The following is a 26,459-nucleotide window of genomic DNA, read 5'->3' on the forward strand; positions in this document are numbered from 1 at the left end:
GTGCTCCGGCATACGGCGCATTCGGCCACCCCATATCCACGGAACAGTCCCTAGGATCGCGGGTGTGGATCAGCGAACACGTGTACGCCGCACGGCGGGCTCCGCCGCCCTCGCCCTGCTGGTTCTGGCGGTCTCCACCGGCTGTTCGGGCGGTGTCCGGGGTACCCCCGGTGCCTCCGGTCTGCGCGATCCGTACTTTCCGAAGCTCGGCAACGGCGGCTACGACGTCACGCACTACGACCTCGTGCTCGACGTCGACCCGCAGGCGCACCGGCTGCGCGGCACCGCCACCGTCACCGCACGCGCCACCCAGGACCTCAGCGCCTTCAACCTGGATCTCGCCGGGCTCACCGTGCAGACCGCGACCGTCGACGGCCGCCGGGCCGCCGTCAACCGGGCCGGTCACGAGCTGACGCTGCGGCCCGCGACCGAGGACGGCGAACCGCTCCGCAAGGGCGACACGTTCCGCACGGTCATCCGCTACTCCGGTTCCCCCGAGACCCTCACCGACCCCGACACCTCGGAGGAGGGCTGGCTGTGGACGGCGGACGGGGCGGTCGGGCTCGGTGAGCCGACCGGTTCCATGGCCTGGTTCCCCGGCAACAACCACCCGAGCGACAAGGCGACGTACGACATCACCGTCACCGTCCCCCGGGGCCTGACAGCCGTCTCCAACGGGGAACTGGCGTCCCGCACCACCGCCGCGGACGGCTCCGGCACCTACCACTGGCACGTCGCCGAACCGATGGCGAGCTATCTCGCCACGGTGGCCGTCGGCCGCTTCGCAACGAAGGCGTCGACAACTCCGGACGGCATCAAGGTGTTCACCGCGGCCGACACGACGGTTGCGGCACAGAGCGCGCCGGTCCTGGCCCGGGTGCCCGAGATCGTGAAGTGGGAGGCGGAACACTTCGGCCCGTACCCGTTCTCCGCCACCGGGGCGATCGTCGGGCGGGACGGGGACGCCGGCTACGCGCTGGAGACCCAGAACCGTCCGTTCTTCCCCGGGCCGCCGAATGCCGGACTGCTGGTCCACGAGATGGCGCACCAGTGGTTCGGGAACTCCGTCACGCCGAAGAGCTGGCGGGACATGTGGCTCAACGAGGGCTTCGCGACCTACGCGGAGTGGCTGTGGGAGGAGGACAAGGAGGGCCGTCCGGTCGAGGAACGGTTCGACGACGCCTTCGACGAGGACGCCAACTGGGCCTTTCCGCCGTCCGATCCGCCCACCGCCGCGGACATCTCACGGGCGCCGGTGTACGGGCGCGGCGCGATGGTGGTCCACAAGATCCGGCAGGCCGTCGGGGACGACCGGCGCTTCTACGCGCTCGTCAGGGGCTGGACGAAGGCCCACCGGCACGGCAACGCGTCGACCGCGGACTTCACCGCCTATGTGGAGCGGACGACCGGCAAGGACCTGACCGGGCTGTGGGACACCTGGTTGTACGGGAGGAGCCGGCCCGCCTCGAAGGGCTGACGACCGGCTCCCGTGGTGTTCCGCACCGCGTTTCCCGCTGCGTTCTGCGCCGCGTTCCGCGTAGCGTGTCCCCGCTCGCTCCGGGGGTGTTACTTCACGTTGACGCCGTCCCAGGCGGCGTCGACGGCCTTGAGCTCGGTGCTGTCGGCCCCGTACAGGTCGGTCGCGGCCTTCTCGGTCGCCGAGCGGGCGTCCGCGTAGTCGGTGCCCGACGTCATGTACTCGGAGAGCGCCTTGTACCAGATCTGCACGGCCTTGTCCCGGCCGATGCCGGTGACGGTGGAGCCGTCGGCGGTCGGGGAGTCGTAGTCGACGCCGTTGATCGTCTTCTTGCCGCTGCCCTCGGACAGCAGGTAGAAGAAGTGGTTGGCGACACCGGAGGAGTAGTGGACGTCCAGGCCGCCGACGCTGCTGTCCCAGTAGTCGGCGGAGGCACCGTCCTTGCTGGGCTCGTCCATGTAGCGCAGCGGCGTGCCGTCGCCGTTGATGTCGATCTCCTCGCCGATGAGGTAGTCGCCGACGTCGGTGCTGTTGTCGGCGGCGAACTCGACGGCGGTGCCGAGGATGTCGCTGGTCGCCTCGTTCAGGCCACCGGACTCGCCGTAGTAGTCGAGGTTGGCGGTGGACGAGGTCAGGCCGTGGCTCATCTCGTGGCCGGCGACGTCGAGAGCGGTGAGGGCGCTCTTGTTGTCGGCGCCGTCGCCGTACGTCATGCAGAAGCAGCTGTCGTCCCAGAACGCGTTGACGTAGGCGTTGCCGTAGTGGACCCGCGAGTACGCGGCCTTGCCGTCACCGGCGATGCCGTCGCGGCCGAACGCCGACTTGTAGAAGTCCCAGGTCTGCGCGGCACCGTAGGCGGCGTCGACGGCGGCGGTCTGGCGGTCGTTGCCGGTGCCGTCGCCCCAGGTGTCGTCGTCGTCCGTGACCAGCGAACCGGTGCCGCTCTGGCCCTGGTTGAGGTCGTACGTCTTGTGGCCGCCGCGGTCGCCGTCGGTCAGCTCGTAGCCGGAACCGGTCTTGGTGGTGCTCAGGTCGACCTTGCCGCTGTACTGGCTGTTGCCGATACCGGTCTCGATCGCTTCGTAGCGGCGGAGTTCCTTGCCGGTGGTGGCGTCGGTGATGATGTGCATCCGGCTCGGCGTGCCGTCCTTCTGCACGCCGGTCCGCACCGATTCGAAGGCGAGGACGGGCTTGCCGCCGCTCGCCCAGATCACCTTGCGGGCGCTCGCCGCGGTCTTGATCTTCGCCGTGGTCGACGGGACGGAGATCGTGGCCTCGGTCGCCTTGGTGACGCCCTTGAGCTTTCCGTTGCGGGCGGTGTGGGTGACGAGGTCGCCGCCGAGGACCGGGAGGCCCGCGAAGGTGCGCTCGTAGCGGGTGTGGACGGTGCCGTCCGTGTCCTTGATCACGTCACGGACGATCAGCTTCTCCTGCCCGCCGAGGCCGAGCGACGCGGCGGCCGAGACGGTGTCGGCCTGGGCCGACTCGATGGCGGCGGTGCGCTGTGAGGCAGTGTTCGCGCCGAGGGCGACGGCGCTGCGAGTGGCGGAGGAGGTGTCATTTCCCTTGTCCGGGGCGGCGCTTGCCGAGCCGGACTGGACGCCTACGACGACCATCGCGGCCACGGCGGCCAGGGCAGCGGCGCGACGGGTGTTCATGTGGGGGGTCATGCGTTCTCCGTTGCTCGTTCCGTGGGGGGTTACGAGCGGAGAGCGTGCCACCGAATGGCCAAGGTTGACGGTGCACTAACAAATGCCTCACATTTTTTTGACTACTTCTTGTCCGACTGGGGTTCATTCGTGTTCGTTATTCGGCGGAGTGTGCACGATACGAAGATCGTGTGTGCATGACGCGCGACAGGAACGAGCGCGGGCCGGGACCGGCCCCCGGTCATGCCCCTGGCGCCGGACCCGGTCGCACCCCAGTTACGGCCCCAGTTACGGCCCCAGTTACGGCCCCCGGTCACACCTCCGGCTCGGCCCCGCCCCCCGGATTCGGCGCGCGCCGACTGCGGCGGACGTGCGGGAGCCCCCGGCCGCAGGACGTACGGCCGGGGGCTCCCGGGTGAGCATGGGCCCGCCGGGCCCGGGGCGTCAGAGGTTGACGCCGAAGTCCTGGGCGATACCGGCCAGGCCCGAGGCGTAACCCTGGCCGACCGCGCGGAACTTCCACTCGGCGCCATTGCGGTAGAGCTCGCCGAAGACCATGGCGGTCTCGGTGGCGGCGTCCTCGCTCAGGTCGTAACGGGCGATCTCCGTGCCGCCGGCCTGGTTGATGATGCGGATGAACGCGTTGCGCACCTGGCCGAAGTTCTGGCTGCGGCTCTCGGCGTCGTAGATCGAGACCGGGAAGACGATCTTGTCGACCTCGGCCGCCAGGCCCGCCAGGTTGACGTTGATCTGCTCGTCGTCGCCCTCGCCCTGGCCCGTGACGTTGTCACCGGTGTGGACGATGGTCTGGTCCGGCGTCGACTTGTTGTTGAAGAAGACGAAGTGGCCGTCGGAGACGACCTTTCCGGCCGCGTCGACCGCGATCGCCGAGGCGTCGAGGTCGAAGTCGGTGCCGGTGGTGGTGCGGACGTCCCAGCCGAGGCCGACCGTGACGGCGGTCAGGCCAGGGGCCTCCTTGGTGAGCGAGACGTTGCCGCCCTTGGACAGGCTTACAGCCATGGGAAGTCCCTTTCATCGTCGGGTGCGGGCTTCATGCCATCACGAAGCTACCGTCACTCGTCATAACGCGAGCAGGGGACCGGGAGGTTCCTGCTCCCTTTACTTTCTTTACCGAAGTCGCGCGCCCGGCCCCGGGACGGCCCGCATGGCGCGGTCCCCCGCGCGGCAGACGGATGAAGCCCCGCGCCGCAGACGGACGGAGCTGCGCGCCGCAGAGGAACGAAGCCCCGCGCGGCAGCCGAATCGGGCCCCGTGCGGCAAAAGAAGGTGACGAACACCCTGTGGGCCGGGGAACATGGATGCCATGTCCGGGCCCTATGTCATCCGTGGTTCGGTCTCCGTGCCGGAGGCCGAGCTCATGTGGCGTTTCTCGCGCTCCTCCGGCCCCGGCGGACAGCACGTCAACACCAGCGACTCCCAGGTGGAGCTCCGTTTCGACCTCGCGGCGACCGAGGCGCTTCCGGAGGTGTGGAAGGAGCGGGCGCTCCAGCGGCTGGAGAGCAGGCTCGTGGCCGGCGTCGTCGCGGTACGGGCGTCCGAGCACCGTTCCCAGTGGCGCAACCGGGAGACGGCTCTCGTCCGGCTCGCCTCGCTGCTGGCCGAGGCCACCGCGCCACCCCCCAAGCCGCGCCGCAGGACCAGGATCCCGCGCGGCATCAACGAGCGCCGTCTGCGCGAGAAGAAACAGCGCGGCGAGACGAAGCGCGGCCGTTCCGGCCGCGATTGGTGACCGCTTCCCAGCCCCGACCCGCGCCCTGCCCCGACCCGCGCCCTGCCCCGACCCGCGCCCTGCCCCGACCCGCGCCATGTCCGGGCCCGTACCGATTCGGGCCCGCCCCGATCCGGGCCCCGCCCGGGCCCGCCCCGATCCGCCCCGCGCCGTCTCACCCCAGTTGCCGGTACCGGCCCCGGAAGTACATCAGCGGTGTCCCCTCCCCGCTGGGCAGGGACGCGCTCAGCACCCGGCCGATCACCAGCATGTGATCGCCCGCCGGGACCCGCTGCTCGGTACGGCACTCCAGCGTGGCCAGCGCACCGCCGACCAGGGGAGCGCGGGTGAACTCGCCCCTCCGGTAGGGGATGTCCTCGAACAGCAGCCGGTCGCTGATCCGGCCCTTCATCGCGAACCGCCCGGCGATGTGCCGCTGGCTCTCGGCGAGCACGGAGACCGCCCACAGCGGCTGCTCCGCCAGCAGGTCGTCCATCCGTGAGTCGTTGCGCAGGCTCACCATGACCAGTGGCGGATCCAGCGACACCGACATGAAGGCGGTCGCCGTCATCCCGACGTCCTCGCCGAGTCCGTTCTCGTCGAGCGGTGGTTCCTCGGCCGTGACCAGCACGACTCCGGCGGCCAGCCGGGACAGGGCGGCACGGAACTCATCGTTGCTCACCCCCTCAGCATGGGGGACGGAAGCGGTACGCGGGGAGGGGGACTTTGTCTGCAACACACCGGCACGCTAGCCGCGCCCGGTGTCCCGGGGCATCGGGCCAGGGGCCGAACCTGGTCCTAGGACCTCGTGCCCACGACGGGGCGGGGTGGTCACACAGCGTGGCGAGCGGCAGCGTGACGAGTGGCGGCGTGGCGAGTAGTGGTGGCGTGGGCGGTATGGCTGATTCCGGATTTGCGTTCAATAAAGAACGGGCCGCTCGGTATGGAAAGCCCAGTCCCTTTACCATCTGTTGTGACTTGAGTCACAGAGAGCAATTATTGCTGACCCTGTGTACCGGCGGCACAGCTCACTGTGATTCAGTGGCCGTGACACTTCATTAAGTAAGTCATCTAAGCCGTCTAAGTCATCCAAGTGGGTCATCCACGTACGTCATCAAGTACGCCGATATGAACCTGGAGTGCTGTCGAGGTCTCGGGGAGTGCGAACAATGGAGGCCGAGTCGGAGCCGTACGTCCGTCTTGCGGCGCTGCGCCAGCTTCACCAGGCCGTGGCCGACCTCAATACGGCACGGAGCCTGGCCGACACACTGCAGACCGTGGCCGACGGAATCGTCACCGGGCTCGGCTACGGGCTGGCCTGTGTGAACCTGGTCCGTTCCGACGGGGATCTCGTCGTCGCCGCGTTCGCCGGAAACAGTGCCGCGGAAGCCTTGATCACCGGCCGCGTCGGTTCACGCTCCTCCTGGGAGCGCCGGCTGTCCATGGGTGAGGACTGGGGGCGGCTCCGCTTCATCCCGCACACCGACGGCTGGGTCCTTCTCGACGACGACGTGCCGCAGTGGCACACCGACGGGCCCGAGCCCCGCTTCGAGGACGAGTGGCACCCCGAGGACCGTCTCTACGCCCCGATGCACGTTTCGGGCGGCGGATGCGACCTGCTGGGCGTCATATCCGTCGACCGTCCGCGCAACGGACGCCGCCCCGGTGCCTGGGGCCGTGAGGCGCTCCAGATGTACGCCTCCCAGGCGGCCATTGCGATCAGCAACGCCCGGCTCAGAGCAAACATGCAACGTGCCCTGGTCCGTCTTGAGCGGGAACAGCAGGCGCTGCGGGCCAGCGAGGAGTCCTTCCGCCAGGCCTTCGAGTACGCGCCCAGCGGCATGGCCATCGCCGAGATGGGCGGCGACCAGCACGGCAGGCTGCTGCGGACCAACGACGCCCTGTGCCGGTTGCTGGGGCGTCCCGCGTCCGTGCTCCGCCGCTACTCCTTCGCCGATCTCGTGCACCCCGAGGACATCGGCACGCTGCTGCGGACCTCGGCCGAGGGCGGCCGGGCCGAACTGCGACTGGGGCGGCGGGACGGCAGCTACCTGTGGGTCTCGCTGCGCAATTCCGTCGTCGCCGACACCACGGACGGTCCGCGCTTCCTGCTCACCCACGTCGAGGACATAGAGGAGCGGAAGCGGCACGAGCTGAATCTCGCGCACCGTGCCTCGCACGACGCGCTCACCGGTCTGCCGAACAGCGCGGAGTTGCGGTCCCGGCTCGGTGCCCGGCTCTGCGAGCGTCCGCACTCGGTCGCCGCCACCGCGGTCGAGACGCTGGACGCGGCCTATGCGGAAGCCGACGATCCGGACGCTCGGGCGCACGGCTACGAGGTGGACCCCGCGGTGGGCAGCCCGTACGACCACCATGTGCACGCCGTCGCACCGGACACCGAGCAGGACGACGGGGCGAAGGGGCTCGCGGTCCTCTTCTGCGACCTCGACGGCTTCAAGTCCATCAACGACCGCTTCGGTCACCACACCGGCGACGCCGTGCTGATCGAGGTCGCCCGCCGCCTCAGCATGTGCGTCCGGGACGGCGACACCGTCGCGCGGCTCGGCGGTGACGAGTTCGTGGTCCTCGCCGACGGGCTCGGCGCCGCGGACGCCGCCGATCTTGCCGTCCGCCTCCGCAACGCGATCATCCCGCCGATCCGGGTCGACGGCCGGGCGGTGCGCGTCGGGGCGAGCTTCGGCATCGGCTGGGCCTCCTGCGGCATGACCGCGGAGGAGGTACTGGCCTCCGCCGATCAGCGCATGTACGTGGAGAAGCGGTCACGGTCGAAGGTTCACCGCCGGGCGGGCTGATGTTCACGACGGCGCTGTACCTCTGCGTACCACTGCCCCGGTGCGGTTCCAGGACGTGCGACGGCAATTCTTGGTGTGGTCCGTTCGAGGTAGGCTCGGCCGGTCGGCCACGGCTGGCACTATTCGGCGACGGCTGGCGAGATGGTGAGGAGTGACCAGGGATGACGGCCGGTAACAACGGCGCAAACACGCCCGATGACGACGATCCGTTCGGCTACCTGTACGAGGACGGTCAGGCAGCCGGCGCCCAGTCGCCGCGGCAGGGCGGTTACGGCTACCCCCCGGTGGCCCCGCAGCCCGGTGTGCCCCGGACCTCGTACAACCAGGTGCGGGCCGTCGGCGAGCGCCAGTACGGACAGCAGGTGCCGCACCAGCAGCCCTACGGGCAGCAGGGGCCGCAGCAGCCCTATGGGCAGCAGGCGCCCCAGCAGCAGCCCTACGGCGGGCCGAACGCCCAGTACGCGGCCCCGGAGACGTACCCCGGTGGCGCTCCGCACGCACAGTCCCCGCAGCAGCCCGGCCGCGGTCCCGGCAAGGGCGGCCCGAACACCAAGGGCCTGCTGATCGGTGCGGTGGCCGTGGTGCTGGTGGTGTGCATCGGCATCGGTGCCGCGCTGCTCTCGGACCGGGACAAGAAGAAGGACGAGAAGAAGGACGAGGCGGGCACGTCGCAGGGGTCCTCCGGGCAGGTCGAGGAGTCCACGAAGCCCGAGGAGTCCGCCAGCCCCGAGGCCCAGGCCGAGCTGCCCAAGCAGGACGCGGCGACGCTGAAGCTCGGCGGCCCCGCCACCGTGGAGCAGTCGATCAAGGGCGCGCAGGGTCCCAACGGCTCGTACGTCGCGGGCTTCAACGCGGTCGGGGCGTCCGTGACCTGGAAGGCGCAGATGCAGGACGGCGGCAAGTACCGCCTGACGGTGCGCTACGCGATTCCCGCCAAGGACGCCAACGCCACGCTGACGGTCAACGGCAAGCCGAACTCGCAGCCCATCGGGCTCAAGAACTTCGTGCATTCCTCGGACCCGAACTGGGAGAAGAACTGGCAGACCACCTGGGCGCCGGTCGATCTGAGCAAGGGCGAGAACGAGATCAGCATCTCGTGCCAGGACGGAAACCAGTGCGACGTGGTCCTCGACTGGCTGGAGGTCACGCCCGACGGCGGCTGAGCCCGTACGGTGCCTGAGCCCGCACGGTGACCACAGGAAAGAGGGTCCCGTTGCCGCACACCCCGGGGTGTGCGGCAACGGGGCCCACGTACGGGGGGGGCCGCCGGGGCCCGTGGGCGCGGTGGGGGGGGCGCCCCCCGGGGGGCCCCCCCGGGGGGGGGGGCCCGGGCCCCCCCCCCGGGGGGGGGGGCCCCCCGGGGACCCTCTTCCGTGGAGTACGGCCGGAGCCAGTTCAGCCCATCAGGGCCAGGAAGCCGGCCACCGTCGCGGCCATCGCCTCGCGGCCCGGCGCGATGTACTTCCTCGGGTCCACGCTCTTGGCGTCCCCGGCCAGGTACTCCCGTACCGCGCCGGTGAAGGCGGTGTTCAGCGCCGTGCCCACGTTGATCTTGACCATGCCGGAGGCGACGGCCCGGCGGATCTCGTCGTCCGGGACACCGCTGGAGCCGTGCAGCACCAGCGGGACCGGGACCGCGTCGCGCAGTCGCCCGATCAGCTCGTGGTCCAGGGCGGCGGTCCGCTCGGTCATGGCGTGCGAGGAGCCGACCGCGACGGCGAGCGCGTCCACGCCGGTGTCACGGACGTACGCGGCGGCCTCGGCCGGGTCGGTGCGGACGCCGGGGGCGTGGGCGTCGAGCGGGGGCTCGCCCTCCTTGCCGCCGACCTTGCCGAGTTCGGCCTCGATCCAGATGCCGCGCTCCCGGCCCCAGGCCACCGCCTCGGCGGTGACCCGCACGTTCTCCTCGTATCCGAGCTTGGAGGCGTCGAACATCACCGAGCCGAAGCCCTCCGCCTCGGCCCGGTGCAGCAGGTCCACGGACTCGACGTGGTCGAGGTGGAGCGCGAGCGGGGCGCCGGAGGCGCGGGCGACGGCGGCAGCGGCGGCGGCGACGGGGGAGAGCCGGCCACCGTGGAACTTCACGGCGTTCTCGGAGATCTGCAGGATGGCGGGCGCTCCGGCGCGCTCCGCGCCGGCCGCGATGGCCTCCGCGTGTTCCAGCGTGATCACATTGAAGGCGGCGATTCCGCGTCCCTCGGCCTGGGCGGCGGAGACGAGTTCACCGGTGCTGACGAGCGGCATGCTGACCTCTGTTGCTTCTGTTGCTTCTGTTGCTTCTGTTGCTTTGTTGTTTCTGCTGTTTCTGCTGCTTCTGGGCCGGTGGTGGGGCGGCGGCTCAGGCCACCCGGGGGTGTTCCTCGACGCCGACGCCGGGCAGCAGTTCCTCGTACGCCGCCCGGTCGAAGTCACCGGCCGTCGGGGAGAGCACGGTCGCCGTCGACAGTGCCACCGCCCGCCGAAGCCGGTCCGGCCAGCCGAGCCCCTCGACGAGGCCGGACAGCAGCCCGGCCACCGCGGAGTCGCCCGCCCCGGTCGGATTGCCCCGGACCCGGTCCGGCGGGGACGCCTGCCAGACGCCGTCCGGGGTGACCGCGAGCATGCCGTCCGGACCCAGCGACGCGACGACCCCGTGCGCGCCCCGGCGGCGGGCGTCGCGAGTGGCGCGCAGCGGGTCGCGGGAGCCGGTGAGCTGGGCGAGTTCGTCGGCGTTCGGCTTGATCAGGTCGGGGCGGGCGGCGATGCCGCGGCGCAGCGGTTCGCCGCTGGTGTCCAGGAGCACCGGGACGCCGGCCGCGCGGGCCGGGCGGATCAGCTCGGCGTAGGCGCCGACGTGGATGCCGGGCGGCAGGCTGCCGCAGAGGGCGACGGCATCGACCTCGGCGAGGAGTTCCTCGTACCGGTCGAGGAAGGCGGACCACTCGTCGGCGCTGATGAGCGGGCCGGGTTCGTTGAGCTGGGTGGTGTCGCCGGTGGTCCGGTCGACGACGGCGATCGTGCGACGCGTGTTCCCGGCGACGGTGACCAGGGCGTCGATGATCGGTGCGGGGGCGGTGCGTGGGGCGGGGGAGGCGTGCGGGGCGGGTGCGGAGCCGGTGGGTATCGCGCGGTCGTCCTCCCCGCCCGGCACGACGGCGGTTTCGGGCCGGGGCCCCGGCCTTGTGGTGTCGGCCTCGGGGCCGTTCGCCCCCGCGCCCCGCGACCGAGTATCCGACGACCGGGCGTCCTGTGACCGGGCGTCCCGCGTCGGTAGGTCGGCCAGCAGTTCGCGCAGCACCGCTCCGGTGGAGCCGCCCGCGAAGCCGGTGACCACCGTCTCGTGGCCGAGTGCGGCGAGGACCCGGGCCACGTTGAGGCCCTTGCCCCCGGGGCGCTCGGAGATGTCGCTGACGCGGTGGCTGGCGTGCGGGACGAGTTCCGGGACGCCGTACGTCAGGTCGAGTGCCGTATTCAGTGTGACCGTGAGGATCACCGCGGCCGCTCCCTCGATCCCTGCTCTGGAGCACGATCCCTCGGGATGGAACGCGCTTTCTCTGCCTGTTGCCGGGCGTACGCGCCGCCCGTTTCCGGGACGATCATGTCAAAGAGACGACGGTCGGCCCAGACCTCCGGACCAACCGCCGTCTCTTCGTTACGTATTCGACTCACCGTCAACAAAGGGTGGAACCTTCGCGTAAGGGGCGGAATCATCCCTCGATGGGGTGAATCAGCCGATCTGCGGCTCGACGATCCATTCGCCCTTGCGCATGACGCCCTTGAGCCGGAAGTCCGCGTCCAGGACCACCAGGTCGGCGTCCTTGCCCGGTTCCAGCGAGCCGACCCGGTCGTACAGGCCGAGCAGCCGGGCCGGGTTGGCGGAGATGGACTGCACGACGTCGTCGACGGGGATCCTGTCGATGGTCACGGCCCGGTGGAACGCGGTGTCCAGGGTGAGTGTGGAGCCCGCGATCGAGTTGCCCTCGACCAGCCGTGCCACGCTGTCCTTGACCTCGACCGCGAGCGGGCCGAGCTGGTAGAGGCCGTCGCCGAAGCCCGCCGCGTCCATGGCGTCGGTGATCAGCGCGACCCGGTGCGCGCCCGCGTGGTGGTAGGCGAGCTCCAGGGCGGCGGGGTGCAGGTGCGTGCCGTCGTTGATCAGCTCGACGGTGACCCGCTCGTCCTCCAGGAGCGCGGCGATCGGGCCGGGGGCGCGGTGGGCGAGCGGCGGCATCGCGTTGTACAGGTGCGTGGCGACGGTGGCGCCCGCGTCGATCGCCTCGACGGTCTGCTCGTACGTGGCGTCGGTGTGGCCGATCGCGGCGATGACGCCGTGCTCGGCGAGCAGCCGCACCGAATCGATGCCGCCGGGGAGCTCGGTGGCCAGGGTGAACATCTTCGCCGTGCCGCGCGCCGCGTCCATCAGCTTGCGGACCTCGGCCGGGTCGGGGTCGCGCAGCAGGTCCTCGCTGTGCGCGCCCTTGCGGCACGGGGAGATGAAGGGGCCCTCGAAGTGGATGCCGGCCAGATCGCCCTGTTCGACGAGTTCCGACAGGACACCGGCCCGGTGGGCGAGGAAGTCCATCTCGCCGGTGACCGTGGAGGCGACCAGGGTGGTGGTGCCGTGCTCGCGGTGGGTGCGGACGCCGGTGAGGACCTCGTCCACGGTGCCGCCGGTGAAGGACGCGCCGCCGCCGCCGTGGTTGTGCATGTCGACGAAGCCAGGGACCAGCCAGTGGCCGCTCAGGTCGACGGTCGGGGCGCCCTCCGGGGCCGAACCGGCGATCCGGGTGCCCTCGACGATCACCCGGCCGTTCTCGACCGTCCCGGTGGGAAGCACCACACGGGCACCTGCGAGAACTGTGCTGTCTGCGCGTCCGGCCATCAGGCGGATACCTCCGTGTCGAGTAGATCCCAGGCGAGCAGCCCCGCGCCCAGGCATCCGGCGGTGTCCCCGAGGGCTGCCGGGACGATGTGGGGCAGCTTCTGGAACGTGACGCGTTCCTCGACGGCCGCACGCAGTGGTGTGAACAGGGTCTCCCCCGCCTCGGCGAGCCCGCCACCGATGATCAGCATGCGGGGGTCGAGCAGCGTCAGGGCGGTGACCAGCCCGGCGGCCAGCGCGTCGACGGCGTTCCGCCAGACCTCCAGGGCCACCGGATCGCCCGATTCGACGGCCTTCGCGCAGTCCGCCGCGTCCGCCGTCGGGTCCCCGGAGGCGGCGGCCCAGGCTCGGGTCACCGCGGAGGCCGACGCCAGGGTCTCCAGGCAGCCGCGCTGGCCGCAGCCGCAGTCGGGGCCGTCCGGGCGGACCACGATGTGGCCGATCTCGCCCGCGTAGCCGTGCGCCCCGGCCTCGATGGTGCCGGCGATGCCGATGGCCCCGGCGATGCCGGTACCCAGCGGGATGAAGAGGAAGCGGTCGGCGCCCTTGCCCGCACCGATCCGGCCCTCGGCGAGCCCGCCGGTGCGCACGTCGTGTCCGAGTGCGACGGGGACGCCGCCGAGCCGCTCGCCGAGCAGCCGTCGCATCGGCACGTCCCGCCAGCCCAGGTTCGAGGCGTAGACCGCGATCCCGTTCTCGGCGTCGACGATTCCGGGCACGGCGACACCGGCCGCCTGTGCGCTCTCGCCGAGGTGTTCCTCGCCGTATGCCCGCAGGTCCGCGGCGAAGGAGAGGATGGACTCCACGACGGCCTCGGGGCCGCGCTCCCTGCCGGTGGCCCGCCGCGCCTCGTGCAACAAGGTGCCGTCGGCCCCGACCAGTGCGGCCTTCATTCCGGTGCCGCCCACATCGAGGGCGATGACGTGTTTCACGGGAAACAGTCTCGCCCGAGTGACCCCGATAGGTCTAGTCCACTCTGTCGGTTTGTTGCGGTTCTATACAAAATCGTGTCCGCAGGATGTTCGCACACCCTTCCCCGGGGCGTTGCCGGACGGTCCCGAGGTCACCCGGCCCGGCCCCCGGCGACCGGTTTGCGGCCGACCGGCCCGGACCGGCCCCGGCCCGCCCGGTCCCGCGCCCGGAGCGGCCCTCGCGGAGTGACCCGTGCCACCGGACCTGGACCGTGTCGGCGGCATCGCGGTGCCGGTGCCTTCGGCGCCTTCCGCGAAGCGGGCGATCTTGAGGAAGCCCTTCCTGCGGAGTGTGCCGCCGTGCCGATCGCCCGGACCCGTTGTCGCGCGTGCGGAACTCCACCTACGCCCAAACCCCAACTCCCTCTCAAATAAACGGATTTCGTGGCGCCGACGGGGGTGCTGCCGTACCGTCGGACCATGAGAATCGGGCGGTGCTTGTCGACGGTGGCGGTCCTGGGTGGCCTGCTGGTGAGCGGGTGCACCTCGTCGGGCGGGGAGGCGAGCCCTGCTGCTCCGAGTGCCTCCGGTGACGAGTTCGAACCCTCCTACATGCAGCAGATCATGGACTCCCGGCTGAACCGGGGGGTCTCCGAGCTGGGCGAGGGCGTCGTCCACCGCCCCGAGCCGAACCGGCCCCTGGGCATCTCACCCTGCCGACTGGTGGAGCTGGACGGTGATGTGCGCATCACCGACAAGGGGGCCAGCACGCGCAAGGCGGTGCCCGTGCCGGCCCTGTACGAACTGCGGTCGGAGCGCTCCAAACCCGGATTCAGTGTCAGCATTTACCTTCTGCCCCGGAAAACCGACACGTCCAAACTGCTCGCCACGGTGCTCACGGCGGCCCGCGGCTGCGGCCCTCGCACCGCCAACGCCCCGGCATCCACCGTCTCCCGTTCCAGGACACCGGTCACTACCGGCGCGCAGATCACCGCGGGCAAGCATGGCCCGGGGGTGGCCGTCCTCAGCGACGCCCGGCATCGGGCGGCGGCACCGTCACCCGGGCCCGACTGGACTATCGGGCCGGACGGGAAGCTCACCCCCGTCGGTGGGCTGCCCGCTGCGTCGAGCCCGCCGCTCACGCCGACCGACACGTCCCTGGAGTACGGCCAGGCGCTGGTCTACGGCACGAACGGCCGCTTTCTCGTCGAGGTGCTCAAGGTCGCCGAGAACGGGTCGCTGGACCCGACCCCTGCACCCGGCGCGCAGCCGAGCGGCCCGGCGTACAGCAAGGCGCGGGAAATCCTCGACACCGTACTGACCGGCTTCCAGGGCGTCCCCGAGTAGGCGCCGAGTCCGGTGCGGCCCATCACGGCGATCCTCTCGCGCGACGGAGCCGGTCTCGACCACTGGGGACGGCCCGGCGGCCGGACCACGACCGGATGCCGAAGTTCCGTTTAAATCAGCGAGGTTGGGCGTCGGTGCAGGTCACGGCGGTGTCCCGATGACGCAACCGGGCGAGGGCACGGGCTCGTTGCGAAAGCGATAGGTCTTTGGTGTAGACCTTCGACGACCGACCGGGAAGGATCGCTGCTCATTCGGAGGGCTCCACGAGATCGGACTGGGCTGTGCGGCAGCGTTACTTGAGACGGATCGCGGCTGTGGCCGCGCTGGGACTGACGGCAGTGCTCGCGGGATGCGGCGGTGGTAGCGGCGGCTCGGGGAACGTCACGCTCCGGCTCGTCGCGGCGGACTACGGCACCAGCCCGGCCAACAGCTCCAAGAAGTACTGGGACGCGCTCGTGAAGAGCTTCGAGGCGTCCCACCCCGGTATCAAGATCGACGTCAGCGTCTACTCGTGGACCGACATCGACCGCGAGGTCGCCGAGATGGTGAAGAAGGGGCAGGCCCCCGACATCGCCCAGATCGGTTCGTACGCCGACTATGCGAAGGCCGGGAAGCTCTACCGTGCCGACGAACTGCTGTCCATACGCACCCAGGCCAACTTCCTCCCCCGCCTCACCGACGTGGGCCGTGTGAACCTGACCCAGTACGGGCTGCCGTTCGTCGCCAGTACCCGGCTGCTCTTCTACAACAAGGACCTGTTCGCCGAGGCCGGCCTGACCGCCCCGAAGACCTGGGACGACATCCGCGACGACGCGACGGCGCTCAAGCAGCACGGAGTGAAGTACCCCTTCGCGCTGCCGCTCGGCCCGGAGGAGTCGCAGGCCGAGACCATGATGTGGCTGCTGAGCAGGGGCGGCGGCTACATCGACGACTCCGGTTCGTACGGGTTGGACGCTGCCGAGAACGTCGAGACGTTCGACTGGCTGAAGAAGAACCTCGTCGGCAAGGGCCTCGTGGGACCCGTCGCGCCCGGCTCATTCGACCGGGCCAAGGCCTTCGAGGCGTTCACGCACGGTGACGTCGGCATGCTGAACGGTCACCCGACGCTGATGCGTGAGGCGAAGAAGAACGGGGTCTCCGTCGGCATGGTGCCGCTGCCCGGCGTCGACGGCCCCGGCAGGAGCCCGATGGGCGTCGCCGACTGGATCATGGGCTTCAAGCAGCGCGGCCACCGGGTGCAGACGGGCAAGTTCCTGGAGTACCTCTTCACCGACAAGAACGTCATCGACTTCGTCGACGCGTACGACCTGCTGCCGGTCACCAGCAGTGCCTCGGCGGTGATGGAGTCCGATACCAAGCACAAGCCGCTGCGGAAGTTCCTGGCCGCGCTGCCCGACGCGGAGTTCTATCCGTACAACAAGACGTCCTGGGCCCGGACCAGCGAGTCGATCAAGGAGAACATCGGCAAGGCGGTCGAGCCGGGCGGGAGCCCCGCGACCGTGCTGGGCCGTATAGCCCGGGAAGCGGCGGCGGCGGAGGCGGCGAAGTAGCTGAGGCCGACGGGACCGTGGTACCCCGCGGGACCGTCGGACCTGCGGGACCGGTGGGGGAGCAGTGGGGGAGCAGTGGGAGCGGACCCGCTTGGTGGGGGAGCGGGGCGAGGGCGGGCCGTCCTTCGGCCGGCCGGGTGGCGGCCGTCCGGCCGGGCGATATGTTGGCTGATATGACCACCCCCGCACCCGGACCGGACGACCCGACCGGCCCCGATGCCCCGACCGACTCCGACAGTCCGACCGACTCCGATGCCCCGACCGGTCCCGACAGTCCGGCCGACCAGGTAGCCCCATCAGCCCCGGCGCCCCCGTCGGGCCCGGCTTCCCCGGCCGCCGGCCTCTCCGACCGCGACCGCGCCGTGCTCGCCGTCGAACGGCGGTCGTGGACCGGTCCCGGGGCGAAGGAACGGGCGATCCGCGAACAACTCGGCATCTCGCCCACGCGCTACTACCAGGTCCTGAACGCGCTCCTCGACGACCGTCGCGCGCTGGAGGAGGACCCGGTGACGGTGAACCGCCTGCGCCGCGTCCGGGACGCGCGTCGCGGACGGCGCTGACGGACCAGATCCATCGAAGCCGCCATACGCGCGGTTTCACGGTCCTGCCCAACGCCCTGCTGCAGGACCGGTGGTTGTCCTGCACCGCACGCGGCCTGCTGGCCGATCTCCTCTCCCGTCCCGACGGCTGGTCGGAGGACGGACGGCGCATGGCCGACACCAGCACCCAGGGCCGCCGCGGTCGCGAAGGCGCTGTGTGAACTGACGGCCCTCGGCTACTACAGGGTCGCCAAGCACCGCCGTGACGACGGGACGTTCCCCAGCGAGCCCCACGTCTACGACACCCCGCAGCCGACTCATCCCGTTCCGGGTGCCACCCGTCCGGGCTCCGGTGTGCCGACCGCCGATGGACATGGCGCCCACCCCGTAAAGAACCGCGGGAAAGAACCCTCCCTCCCCGACCGCCGACCGGGGGACGCCGCAGCCTGCGAGGGCAGGCATCCCGCAGGGGTGGGCGGACGGTCGACGACGTCCACGGCACAGGCGAAACCCGTGGGCGATCCGGCACCGGGGACTCTGCGCCCCCTGTGCGGCGGGTCGGGACGATTCCCTTCGCCCCGACGACGGCAACGCCGACCACCTCGACCGGGCGGGGGCCACCGCGCGGGGACGGGCCAAGGTCAGAGCCGCCCTGCTGGTCGGCCGCACCGACTCCTCCGCCGTCGTCGCAGTCCGACCGGCCCCGCGACGCGCTGTTGGTCGGACGGCCTCCGGCCTCGCACCGCGTCTGCGCGCCTCTCCACCGTGCCTACCGAACGCGTGCCTACCGAACCGGGCACGGCAGTGCCGGACTGGAACGGTTCGGGGAGCACATCACCAGAGCGAGCGAGTGGAACTGCGTGCCCGTGAGGTAGTGGCCCAGGGATACGTCCCCGCCTCGGACCAGCTGTTCCGCAGCGGCCCTGACCAGCAGCACCAGCCGGGCTGATCTCCCGTTCCGTTTCAACGGCGAACCGGGGTGCGTACGCCGCAAGTTGTGTACCTGGAAGAAGTCCTGAAACTACACCAGATGATCACGCTTTTTTATGGCATTCTGGTTCCCCCCTGCCTCTTCCTCCCGGCCTCGACGAGGGGAAGATTCAAGATGGCCCAGGGGTGTTCTATCGGTACCAGAAGGGTGTTTTTGGCCCCCCGTACCTTCGTTCGGCGACAAAATCAAGCAGGAAAGAGCATCGCAATGAGTCGGCCAGACCCCGAACGGCGGGACCCGAACAACGACCCGGATCCCGTGCAGGTCCTTGGGAATGTGATATTGGGGATCGGGCAACTGCTCTCAAGGATTCCGAAATGGATTAAGAGCGGCGCCGGCATGCTGACGCTTCTTTCGCTTTTCATGCTCGGGGTTGGCGGCGTTGGCGGACATTTCTTGGGCTCACTTCTTAGTTCTACGAGTTCTGCGAGTTCTACAGAAATAAGCTTCATCGAGAATGCTAAAATTACCAATTTTCGCGAGAAGAATCGACCCCAAACCGGGGAGAATCAGCACTTAGTCTACGTATCTTTCCCCGACCCTCGACAGAGGGGTGACTGTGATGGGGAGTGCACGGAGGCGCTGGTGCGCATAACGGAAGGATTTAGGGGGTGTGAAGAGGGTACGTGCAGTGCTGAGTTGAAAAACGTTGATCAGCCAGATTTGAAAAGCGGTGCCGCCTCCCATATTGAGAACGTTCTCAGTAAAGGAAAAGGCGAGCTGTTTGACCTAGTGGTATCTGGGGTTCGGATCAACAGGGAAAGCGAATATCCTAATATAATACTTTTCCGTCCGAGTGGTAGCCGGGAGTGAGCTTTTCCCGGTGACGGTGAGGTGTGTCAGCCTCCGCTGGACAATCCGGGGTCAAGCTCGCTCCTTCATCCTTGTCGGTCTCAAATGATCAAAAAGGGCGCAGCTCGACTACGCGAAGCCCTGCCCCCGGATCCTCCGGCCACGAAGCGCCCGTGGAACAGCTATCCCATGAAGCAGGTATTGCGTAATTGTCTGGTGATTCGCATGGAAACCGCCGATGCTTCCGTGGTCGTTCGGGCATGCCTTCGGACTGGAAATGGGATCGAGATCGGCTCGGACATTACGTGTGCCCGGCGGACGACGCCTCCCCGAGAGGCGGTCCCGCGCAACAGTCCGACCCAGGGCGCCCAGTAAGCGGATGCGGGGTCCACATCACGTTGGCCGGTGCGCCTCCAGTGCTCGAAGTTCTTGGCTTCGTCGCCCACCCCGTACGAGTCGCGCATCTCCAGACGCACCGCCGAGTGCCGGGCTGCTGCCAGCAACTCGGCAAAGATCGGTTCCTTCTGCGACATCGCACGCCTTCCCCGGCGTCGGCACCATTCGGGTCGGAATCCGGATCAGTGCCTCGTGGGGCGGAACGCCCAGTATCTGGACAGCGGCCGCTACTGGCGAGACCAGATGCCCGGTCAGGCTCTGTGGACTCGGGAGTGCAGATGCATGTCGTGCCAGCCGTCGGCGTGGAGCAGCGCCCGGCGTCGTACGCCTTCCAGGGCAAAGCCAGTCTTCTCCGCGATGCGACAGGATGCGACGTTCACCGTTGAGTGGCTGAGTTCGAGTCGGTTGAAGCCGGCTTCTTCCAGTGCCCAGCTCGCCACTTGGGCCACTGCCCGGGAGCAGACCCCCTTGCCACGAGCCTCCGGGGTCGTCCAGTAGGAGATCTCTGCTTGGCCTCCGGTCATGATGACGGACTGGAGGGAGACCCGTCCGAGAAGCGCGCCGGTGCCGGCATCGACCACGGCCCAGTGGCAGGCGGTCTCAGTCTCCCAGCCACGTCGCCACTGTTTGATCCACTCTTGGGCTTCGTCTTCGGAGTCCGCCTTGCGCAGGTGCCAGCGCTGGATCGCCTGGTCCTGGAAAGCACGGGTGACGGCGGCTGCGTCGAGTGGCAGCCACGGCCGCAGCAACAAGTCGTCGTCTATCGGCAGCGCCGGCTGGGCAGAGGCGTTGAGGGCGCCGGGGGACATGACTGGAGTGACCAGGGAAGGCATGGTCGACATCATGGCAAGTGCGGCCCTGTGCCTGTGGGCAATCGTCCAGACGTGCGGGGCAGGAGCGTCAGGGGACGCTCCGCTGGTAGGCCCACATCTCGGCCATCTGACCGTTGTTGAGGCGGATCAACCAGATGAGATACGTGTCGATGATGCCGGGGTGGCTTTCGTGGCCGACGCCGCCGATCACTGAAAGCAGGTCGTCGGTGCCGAGGATCGTGTCGATGTGGAAGCGGAGTCCCGGTCGGCCGGCGCGGATACGCGTGACGCTGCGTCCGGACTGCTGCGGGATCAGTCCGGCGAACGGCGCTGTCCGGGACGGCTTCGACGCCGTGATCACACAAGTCACGCCGAGATCATTTCCCCGAGGCCGGCGGCTGCGGCGCGGCTGGAACGTGCGGGCTCAGCACGCCGTCGCTGTCCGAACCCCAAAGGCGACAAGCACGGCTCCCGCCAGACGACTCATCCCGCGCCGGAATCGAGGTGTGTCGATGGCCGTGCGCGCGACTGCGACCACCGAAGCCCAGAAGAGCAGCCACACCAGTACAACCACTATGTGCGCGACCGCGAGCGTGGCGATCTGCGGCGCGATGGAGCGGCTGGAGGTCAGGAACTGCGGTACCAGGGTGAGATAGACGGACGCTGCTTTCGGATTGAGGACGTTGGACCACAACCCCTGGCCGAAGCATCCGAGTTGAGCCCATGGCAGGCGCCATCGCCTGCGTGCCGCCGGTTCGACACCTCGACGCGCCGAACGCCACATCGCCACGCCCAGCCAGATGAGATAGATGCCGCCCACGAGCTTCACCACGGTGAGCGCGCGAGCCGACGACATGACCAGGGCGGACAGTCCCACCGCGGCAAAGGCCGCATGGACCAGGAGCCCGCATGCCGAGCCCAGGGCGGCGCGTACGCCGTCGGACCGCGAGCCTGCGATCACCTGCTGCGTGACCAGCGTGAAACTCGTACCGGGAATCAATGTCAGGGGTGTGACTGCAGCCACGAAGCCGAGTACCAGATGCCACCGCACGCAACGAGCCTACGCAACAGGCAGGCGCCAAAACTCCGGTTGCCCGGACCAGTTCGACGTACGGCCCAGGGCAGGTTGCCGTTCACGGCAGAAGCAACAACAATCCTGGCGCCCGCCGCCCAAGAACTGTCCCGTCGGGCGCGTGCACCGTCGCCAAAGCCCGATTCCGCGCACGCGGTTCCTCCAGCTCTGCATGCAACCCCAGGGTGTTGGGGGAACCGCAGTACGTGCGGGTGTAGCTCAGACCGCCTTGACGGACTCGACGAACGAGGTCCAGGCGGACGCGCTGACGACCAGCGCTGGGCCTTCGGGGCGCTTGGAGTCGCGGACGGGGACGAGGCCGGGGGCGCCGTCCGCGACTTCGAGGCAGTTGCCGACGCCTGCCGAACCGTCGATCTCCTTGCGCGTAGCCACGCTTGATCACCTTTCACGCCGTGCGGTGCGGGAGCGGAAAACCCTTTGGCGTTAGAACGTCACGCGGCAGTGTGTGAGGTGTTCGTCACAGCAGGCAACGAAAGATGGACTCGGACTGCCCCGAGTGCGAGGAAGGGCGCGTGCACACTGCACTCACCGACCCCGCCGGTCCGGGGCGGCGGTGGGCCGCTTCTCCTGGGCTCACGTGCGCCGGACGGCGGTCACGAACAGTGTGTCCGCGCTGCCCGGCGAGTGGGTCGTCGACGGCAGCCTGTCGACGCTGATCCGGGTGAACCCGGACTCGGCCAGCATGTTTGTCCAGACCCGTTCCTGAAGCACCCAGCGGCGCATCGTGGTCGCCTCCCCGTCCGGGGTCCTCGCCGGGATGTCGGCGGACACGACGTCAGGTTCCGCGGGCGCGCCGCCCAGGTAGTGGGCGAGCGTGGAGAACAGCAGCCGGCCGCCGGGACGCAGTGCGGCGGCCACGAACGGAAGCAGCTCGGACGGATCGGTGAAGTCGACCGCGCCGAAGACGCTGTACAGCACGTCGTACGTGTCGGCCACCGTCCGCAGATGCTGTACGACGTCGGACCGGACGATGCGCAGGCGCGGTGCGAGATGCCCGAACAGGTCGTCGGCCATGACGTGCTGCGCGGGTGAGGCATCGACGGCATCGACTCGGGCGGGGGCGTGATAGGTGGCGAGGTGGGCGGCATGCCGGGCGGCTCCGGAGCCGAGGTCCCCGACGACCTCGCCCGTGATGCCACCCAGTACCTCGGGGCCCGGGCCGGGGCCGTCGTCCTGACTCCAGAGCCAGCGGAAGGTGCGGGGGACGGTGCGGTCCTGCCGGGCGCGGGCGCGGCCGTAGTGGTGCCAGAGGTCCGGAGTGTTCGTCACCCGCGTCATCCTGGTGGGTGCGGCCCGGCACCGGACGCGAAGAGCGGATCGGACCGGTCGTCTCGGGCCGGTCGTCGGGTCGGGGCCACCGGGGAGCCGCCCCGTCCCGCCCCGCCGCTATAGGCTCGCCCCATGGGCAGCAACCCGCACGCATCCGCGCCGAGCGAGACCCCGTCCGAGTTCCCCACTCCCACCACCGCGTCCGGCCGCGAGGCCCTTGCCGCGATCCTCGCGCGCCCGGACCGTGCCGTCGTCGCGCTCGACTTCGACGGCACACTCGCCGACATCGTCCCGGACCCCGATCAGGCCCGCGCCCATCCCGGCGCCGTTCCCGCGCTCGCCGCGCTCGCGCCGAAGGTGGCCTCCGTCGCCGTGATCACGGGGCGACCGGCCGGGGTCGCGGTCCGGCACGGCGGCTTCGCCGGAGTGCCGGGGCTCGACCACCTCGTCGTCCTCGGCGCGTACGGCGCCGAACGCTGGGACGCCGTCTCCGGCACCGTCCAGGCCCCCGCCCCGCACCCCGGCGTTGCCGCCGTCCGCGCCGAACTGCCGGGCGTGCTCGACAGGTTCGGGGCCTGGCAGGGCACCTGGATCGAGGAGAAGGGCCGGGCGCTCGCCGTCCACACCCGCCGCGCCGACGACCCGCAGGGCGCCTTCGAGGCGCTGCGCGAACCGCTCGACGAACTCGCCGCCCGGCACGGTCTGGTCGTCGAACCCGGCCGACTCGTCCTGGAGCTGCGCCCGCCGGGCATGGACAAGGGCGTGGCGCTGGAGAGGTACCTGCGGGAGGTCGACGCCGAGTCGGTCCTGTACGCGGGCGACGACCTGGGCGACCTCGCCGCGTACGCCGCCGTCGAGAAGTTGCGCTCCGCAGGCCCTGACGGCATTCCCGGTCTGCTGGTGTGCAGCGGCAGCGCCGAGGTCACCGAGTTGGCCGAACGGGCCGACCTGCTGCTGGACGGACCGTCCGGCGTCGTCCGCTACCTGGCGGCCCTCGCCGAACGCCTCTGAGGGATCACCGATTCAGTAGGATTTCCGACCATGGTGGACGTCGGGGTGAGGCAGCTACGAAGGAGCCGGGACAGGCTGGAGCGCAGGGCCGAGACGGCCCAGGACGAAGGTGATCCGCAGACGGCCGGTCTGATGCTCTTCTACAGCGCGGAATGCGGACTGAAGGCCGAGATCCTGGCCATGAGCGGGAGCCGGGACACCTCCCAGCTCCCCGGCCACCTGCGCAATCACGATCTGCGCGCGCTGGCGAAGGAGCTGCGGTTGTCCGCTCCGGTCCAGACCGGGCTGACTCCCTGTCGGCGGAAGGCCGTGCACGGCGGCACGGGGCAGGGGGCCGGGCAGCCCGCCCCCGTCGATCCGCCGAGTCTTCATCAGGCATGGCGGTACGGCGCGGACCTGAACCCGCAGGACGAGGCGCGGGCTCTGGAGGCGTTGCGTACGTTGATCGCGGGGTCCAGGACGGGAGGGGAGTGACGATGGTGGAAAGCTACGGGGCTTCCGAGGCGGTCAATCTGTTCACCTGGGTCGACATCGACGAGCGTTTGTCCACCGAGGCGGCGGCAGGGCACTGGCCGGACTGGTTGGTGGAGGCCGACGCCTGGTGGGACGGCCTGGAGCTGACGGTTCGCGCCGGTACCGAGGAGCCGGACGTCCGCCGATGGCTGGACAAGGTTTTCGGCACGGGATCGGCTCTCGGCGAGCCGGGGGAGCCGGTTCTCGCACTGGACCGTCCGGCCGGGATGGAAGCGACCGGGCTGCCGGTGACGCTGGTCGCCGACACGGAGTACGTGCGCAGTCGTCGTGACCCGCGGCTGATGGAACGTCGCATCACCGCCGAGCTGGCCGACTTCATGGAGCGGCCCGCGCGGGATTCGTTCGCTTCCGACGTGCAGATGCTGGCCTTCCACTCCTTCAAGGGGGGAGCGGGGCGCACCGTGCACGCCGTCGCGCTGGCCGACGAACTGGCACGGCGAGGGCGACGGGTCCTGCTCGTGGACGGAGACCTGGAGGCACCCGGCATCACCTGGATGTACCAGGCGCAGGGCGGAGCGTGCGACGTCGCCTACGAGGACGTGCTCGCGCTGTTGCACGGCACGTCGCGAGGCGGACAGCAGGAGGCGATCGCCATCGCCGCCCCCTACCTGGCGAATCAGGAGGTGGCGCGTCATCGTGGCGGAGGCGTCCTGGTCGTCCTCCCGGCGAGCAGGAGGCTCCGGCTGGGCCCACCCCGCATCGAGCCCGCCCACCTGATCACGAAGGACCGTCCTGCCTACTTTCTGACCGAGTCGCTGGCCGAACTCGCCGCGGCGGCAGGTCTGGACACCGTTCTCGTCGACCTGCGTGCCGGTGCCTCGGAACTCTCCGCCCCCGTATTGCTGGACCCGCGGATACAGCGCGTATTCGTCACGACGCTGAGCAGTCAGTCCCTGGAGGGGACGGAGCACCTCATCTGCCAGCTCGGCAACAAGGCCCCCTGCCTGGAGGGGCGGGATCCGGCCCCGGCAGCCGTCGTGACCCAGTACCGGCTCGACGCCCACACCGCGGAGGCGGAGCAGGCCAAGGCCCGTCTGACGGCGTCGCTGGAACGCTTCACCGCCAGGTATCAGGACCTGTCGCAAGGCTCGGACCGCGGTGACGTCGATGAGGCCGACACCGGTGGTGTCGATGCGTTCGTCCGGGCGGAGCCACTGCTCAGCCCGTTCCGCGAGGAACTGCTCGCACTGCCCCGGAGCTGGGACGACGTGATCGACGTCGTGCGGCGATGCGGCGTGGGCGAACTGGTGGGGAAGCTGGTCCCGGAGCTTCCGGTGCCCTTGGCGGCCGACGGACTCCCGCCGGAGGGCGAGGGCAGCCTGGAGGAGCGCCGGAGGGCGCTGTACGAGAGAGCCCGCTCCTTGGTCTTCGCGGAGCGGAGCGGTCTCGACAGCGGTCTCGGGTTCCTGTCGACGGAGCCTCTGCGACGATTGGTGGGCGACCACCGTACGAGTCTGCCGGTGGCGGTCGTCGTCGGCGCGAAGGGCTCGGGGAAGACCTTCACCTACGCACGGCTGTGCGCGGCGGGACGCTGGGCCGCCTTCGCCGAACACGCGCAGGAGTCGGTCCAGGCCGACGCACCGGTGGTCCCCGTCCTCGACCCGGGAAACATGGACCAGTACGGTTCCGGATCCTCGTCCGAGGGGCCGCAGACACTGAGGGACCGCGCGGCCGGGGGACAGGGCGCACGACCGGACGACATCCGCTCGCTCCTCCAGGACGCGTTGGACAGCGAGCGCCGGGAGGACCAGCGGTTCTGGCGTGCGACCTGGCTGCGATGCATGGCCGTGGCGGCCGACGGGCCCCACGCGCTGGAAGCGGACGCCGAGAACGTGCTGATGCGCCGCAACCTGTCGAACCCTGTTCTCTTCGTGTTCGACGGGCTGGAGGACTTCTTCCAGGACCTCGAATCCGACGCGCAGGCCAAGCGCATCGCGCTGCGCACGCTGTTCACGGATGTGCCGGACTGGTTCCGCATGATGCGTGCCCGGCGACTGGGACTGGTGATCTTTGCCCGCAAGGACCTGGTCCGCTACTCGCTGCGTCAGAACGTCGGTCAGTTCCTCGACCGGTACGACCCGTACGAACTGCGTTGGGACGCGCACGAGGCCCTGCGTCTCGCCCTCTGGGTGGCGACGACGGCCGACGCGGTCCACCGGCCGGAGGAGGAACTGGCCCTGATGGCTCCGGACACGGTGACGCAGGCCCTGATTCCGGTCTGGGGCGCGAAACTCGGCCGGGACAACTCACGGGAGGCGTGGACCGAACGGTGGGTTCCCGCCGCTCTCGCCGACTTCAACGAGCAAGTGCAGGCCCGTGACGTCGTTCGCTTCCTCCGGGACGCGGCGGAACTGTCCGTGAACGACGAGGACTGGCAGGACCGGCTGCTCAGTCCGTCAGCACTGCGCTCGGCGCTGGTGCGGGGCAGCACCGAGAAGCTGAAGGAGCTGCAACAGGAGAACCCGAGCCTCGGGAATCTGCTGCGGTCGGTCGGTTCCAGGGCCGACGAAGTGATGATGCCCTTCGAGGCGGAGGCCGTGGGTCTCGACGCCAACGACATCGTGACGCTGGAGGAGGCCGGGGCCCTGGCCAGGGACAACGACGGGCGCTACCGCCTGCCGGAGATCTACCGGCACGCACTCGGTTTCCGGACCAAGGGACGGGCCCGGGTGGTGCGGGGCTGAG

At 69.9% G+C, this 26,459-nt stretch carries 25 protein-coding genes; 12 read left to right on the plus strand and 13 right to left on the minus strand.

The window, feature by feature from the left end; genetic code table 11:
* Positions 1–64 precede the first annotated feature (64 nt).
* The gene (locus ACF1CT_RS27025) at positions 65–1,477 is read left to right on the plus strand and encodes a M1 family metallopeptidase (protein ID WP_391786556.1); all 1,413 of its coding nucleotides are present in this window, start codon (positions 65–67) and stop codon (positions 1,475–1,477) included.
* A gap of 89 nt (positions 1,478–1,566) precedes the next feature.
* Here the strand turns inward: ACF1CT_RS27025 and ACF1CT_RS27030 are convergent, their stop codons facing one another.
* Together ACF1CT_RS27030 and ACF1CT_RS27035 are read right to left on the minus strand one after the other, a co-directional pair.
* A complete protein-coding gene (locus ACF1CT_RS27030) occupies positions 1,567–3,147 on the minus strand; it encodes a M4 family metallopeptidase (protein ID WP_391786557.1) in 1,581 nt (526 codons plus the stop codon).
* 423 nt (positions 3,148–3,570) lie between these two features.
* Positions 3,571–4,146 (minus strand): TerD family protein, encoded by a 576-nt coding sequence (locus ACF1CT_RS27035; RefSeq protein WP_391786558.1) that lies wholly within the window; start codon positions 4,144–4,146, stop codon positions 3,571–3,573.
* 295 nt (positions 4,147–4,441) lie between these two features.
* Between ACF1CT_RS27035 and arfB the strand changes: the two genes are divergently transcribed.
* On the plus strand, positions 4,442–4,876 hold the full coding sequence (gene arfB / locus ACF1CT_RS27040) for an alternative ribosome rescue aminoacyl-tRNA hydrolase ArfB (RefSeq protein WP_391786559.1): 435 nt from the start codon (positions 4,442–4,444) through the stop codon (positions 4,874–4,876).
* A gap of 154 nt (positions 4,877–5,030) precedes the next feature.
* On the opposite strand, the gene ACF1CT_RS27045 is transcribed toward arfB, so the two are convergent.
* Positions 5,031–5,537: a flavin reductase family protein gene (locus tag ACF1CT_RS27045; RefSeq protein ID WP_391786560.1), complete on the minus strand. Its 507-nt coding sequence runs from the start codon at positions 5,535–5,537 to the stop codon at positions 5,031–5,033.
* A 487-nt stretch (positions 5,538–6,024) separates the two neighbouring features.
* Here ACF1CT_RS27045 and cdgB point away from each other — a divergent pair, with 487 nt between their 5' ends.
* Together cdgB and ACF1CT_RS27055 are read left to right on the plus strand one after the other, a co-directional pair.
* Positions 6,025–7,668: a diguanylate cyclase CdgB gene (cdgB, locus tag ACF1CT_RS27050; protein WP_391786561.1), complete on the plus strand. Its 1,644-nt coding sequence runs from the start codon at positions 6,025–6,027 to the stop codon at positions 7,666–7,668.
* 161 nt (positions 7,669–7,829) lie between these two features.
* Entirely contained in the window at positions 7,830–8,831 is a 1,002-nt protein-coding gene (locus ACF1CT_RS27055; protein WP_391786562.1) for a CBM35 domain-containing protein, read from the plus strand.
* A 232-nt stretch (positions 8,832–9,063) separates the two neighbouring features.
* Here ACF1CT_RS27055 and ACF1CT_RS27060 read toward each other — a convergent pair whose 3' ends face one another.
* From ACF1CT_RS27060 to ACF1CT_RS27075, 4 genes are all read right to left on the minus strand, one after another.
* Positions 9,064–9,912: a ketose-bisphosphate aldolase gene (locus tag ACF1CT_RS27060; RefSeq protein WP_391786563.1), complete on the minus strand. Its 849-nt coding sequence runs from the start codon at positions 9,910–9,912 to the stop codon at positions 9,064–9,066.
* A gap of 94 nt (positions 9,913–10,006) precedes the next feature.
* The gene (locus ACF1CT_RS27065) at positions 10,007–11,140 is read right to left on the minus strand and encodes a 1-phosphofructokinase family hexose kinase (RefSeq protein ID WP_391786564.1); all 1,134 of its coding nucleotides are present in this window, start codon (positions 11,138–11,140) and stop codon (positions 10,007–10,009) included.
* A gap of 234 nt (positions 11,141–11,374) precedes the next feature.
* Positions 11,375–12,529 carry an N-acetylglucosamine-6-phosphate deacetylase gene (gene nagA, locus ACF1CT_RS27070; protein WP_391786565.1) on the minus strand — a complete coding sequence of 385 codons (1,155 nt, stop codon included), beginning with the start codon at positions 12,527–12,529 and terminating at the stop codon, positions 11,375–11,377.
* Positions 12,529–13,461, minus strand: a complete 933-nt coding sequence (locus ACF1CT_RS27075; RefSeq protein WP_391786566.1) for an ROK family protein — start codon at positions 13,459–13,461, stop codon at positions 12,529–12,531. The genes nagA and ACF1CT_RS27075 overlap by 1 nt, the downstream gene beginning before the upstream one ends.
* A gap of 459 nt (positions 13,462–13,920) precedes the next feature.
* Between ACF1CT_RS27075 and ACF1CT_RS27080 the strand changes: the two genes are divergently transcribed.
* From ACF1CT_RS27080 to ACF1CT_RS27100, 5 genes are all read left to right on the plus strand, one after another.
* The gene (locus ACF1CT_RS27080) at positions 13,921–14,787 is read left to right on the plus strand and encodes a hypothetical protein (protein ID WP_391786567.1); all 867 of its coding nucleotides are present in this window, start codon (positions 13,921–13,923) and stop codon (positions 14,785–14,787) included.
* Positions 14,788–15,092: 305 nt separating this feature from the next.
* The gene (locus tag ACF1CT_RS27085; RefSeq protein WP_391786607.1) at positions 15,093–16,337 is read left to right on the plus strand and encodes an ABC transporter substrate-binding protein; all 1,245 of its coding nucleotides are present in this window, start codon (positions 15,093–15,095) and stop codon (positions 16,335–16,337) included.
* A 173-nt stretch (positions 16,338–16,510) separates the two neighbouring features.
* Positions 16,511–16,897, plus strand: coding sequence for a DUF3263 domain-containing protein (locus tag ACF1CT_RS27090; protein ID WP_391786568.1), 387 nt, complete (start codon positions 16,511–16,513; stop codon positions 16,895–16,897).
* A 74-nt stretch (positions 16,898–16,971) separates the two neighbouring features.
* Positions 16,972–17,097: a hypothetical protein gene (locus ACF1CT_RS27095; protein WP_391786569.1), complete on the plus strand. Its 126-nt coding sequence runs from the start codon at positions 16,972–16,974 to the stop codon at positions 17,095–17,097.
* A gap of 776 nt (positions 17,098–17,873) precedes the next feature.
* Complete coding sequence (locus tag ACF1CT_RS27100; RefSeq protein ID WP_391786570.1) at positions 17,874–18,680, plus strand: hypothetical protein; 807 nt, start codon at positions 17,874–17,876, stop codon at positions 18,678–18,680.
* Positions 18,681–18,841: 161 nt separating this feature from the next.
* Here the strand turns inward: ACF1CT_RS27100 and ACF1CT_RS27105 are convergent, their stop codons facing one another.
* The 6 genes from ACF1CT_RS27105 to ACF1CT_RS27130 all read right to left on the minus strand — a co-directional run bounded on the left by ACF1CT_RS27105 (position 18,842) and on the right by ACF1CT_RS27130 (position 22,229).
* Positions 18,842–19,192, minus strand: coding sequence for a DUF6879 family protein (locus ACF1CT_RS27105; protein WP_391786571.1), 351 nt, complete (start codon positions 19,190–19,192; stop codon positions 18,842–18,844).
* Between the two features lie 114 nt (positions 19,193–19,306).
* Positions 19,307–19,888, minus strand: a complete 582-nt coding sequence (locus ACF1CT_RS27110) for a GNAT family N-acetyltransferase (RefSeq protein ID WP_391786572.1) — start codon at positions 19,886–19,888, stop codon at positions 19,307–19,309.
* A 67-nt stretch (positions 19,889–19,955) separates the two neighbouring features.
* A complete protein-coding gene (locus ACF1CT_RS27115; RefSeq protein WP_391786573.1) occupies positions 19,956–20,237 on the minus strand; it encodes a hypothetical protein in 282 nt (93 codons plus the stop codon).
* Between the two features lie 54 nt (positions 20,238–20,291).
* A complete protein-coding gene (locus ACF1CT_RS27120; protein ID WP_391786574.1) occupies positions 20,292–20,918 on the minus strand; it encodes a LysE family translocator in 627 nt (208 codons plus the stop codon).
* Positions 20,919–21,158: 240 nt separating this feature from the next.
* On the minus strand, positions 21,159–21,332 hold the full coding sequence (locus tag ACF1CT_RS27125) for a DUF397 domain-containing protein (protein ID WP_391786575.1): 174 nt from the start codon (positions 21,330–21,332) through the stop codon (positions 21,159–21,161).
* A 201-nt stretch (positions 21,333–21,533) separates the two neighbouring features.
* A complete protein-coding gene (locus ACF1CT_RS27130) occupies positions 21,534–22,229 on the minus strand; it encodes a class I SAM-dependent methyltransferase (protein WP_391786576.1) in 696 nt (231 codons plus the stop codon).
* 132 nt (positions 22,230–22,361) lie between these two features.
* Between ACF1CT_RS27130 and otsB the strand changes: the two genes are divergently transcribed.
* From otsB to ACF1CT_RS27145, 3 genes are read left to right on the plus strand one after another with little or no spacing between them, the layout of a single operon-like run.
* Positions 22,362–23,240, plus strand: a complete 879-nt coding sequence (gene otsB / locus ACF1CT_RS27135) for a trehalose-phosphatase (RefSeq protein ID WP_391786577.1) — start codon at positions 22,362–22,364, stop codon at positions 23,238–23,240.
* Positions 23,241–23,270: 30 nt separating this feature from the next.
* The gene (locus ACF1CT_RS27140; RefSeq protein WP_391786578.1) at positions 23,271–23,714 is read left to right on the plus strand and encodes a hypothetical protein; all 444 of its coding nucleotides are present in this window, start codon (positions 23,271–23,273) and stop codon (positions 23,712–23,714) included.
* Positions 23,715–23,716: 2 nt separating this feature from the next.
* Complete coding sequence (locus tag ACF1CT_RS27145) at positions 23,717–26,458, plus strand: KGGVGR-motif variant AAA ATPase (RefSeq protein ID WP_391786579.1); 2,742 nt, start codon at positions 23,717–23,719, stop codon at positions 26,456–26,458.
* Position 26,459 lies beyond the last annotated feature (1 nt).

It is taken from the genome of Streptomyces sp. NPDC014734 (genome assembly GCF_043083325.1).
In the GTDB taxonomy this organism is placed as follows: Bacteria; Actinomycetota; Actinomycetes; order Streptomycetales; family Streptomycetaceae; genus Streptomyces.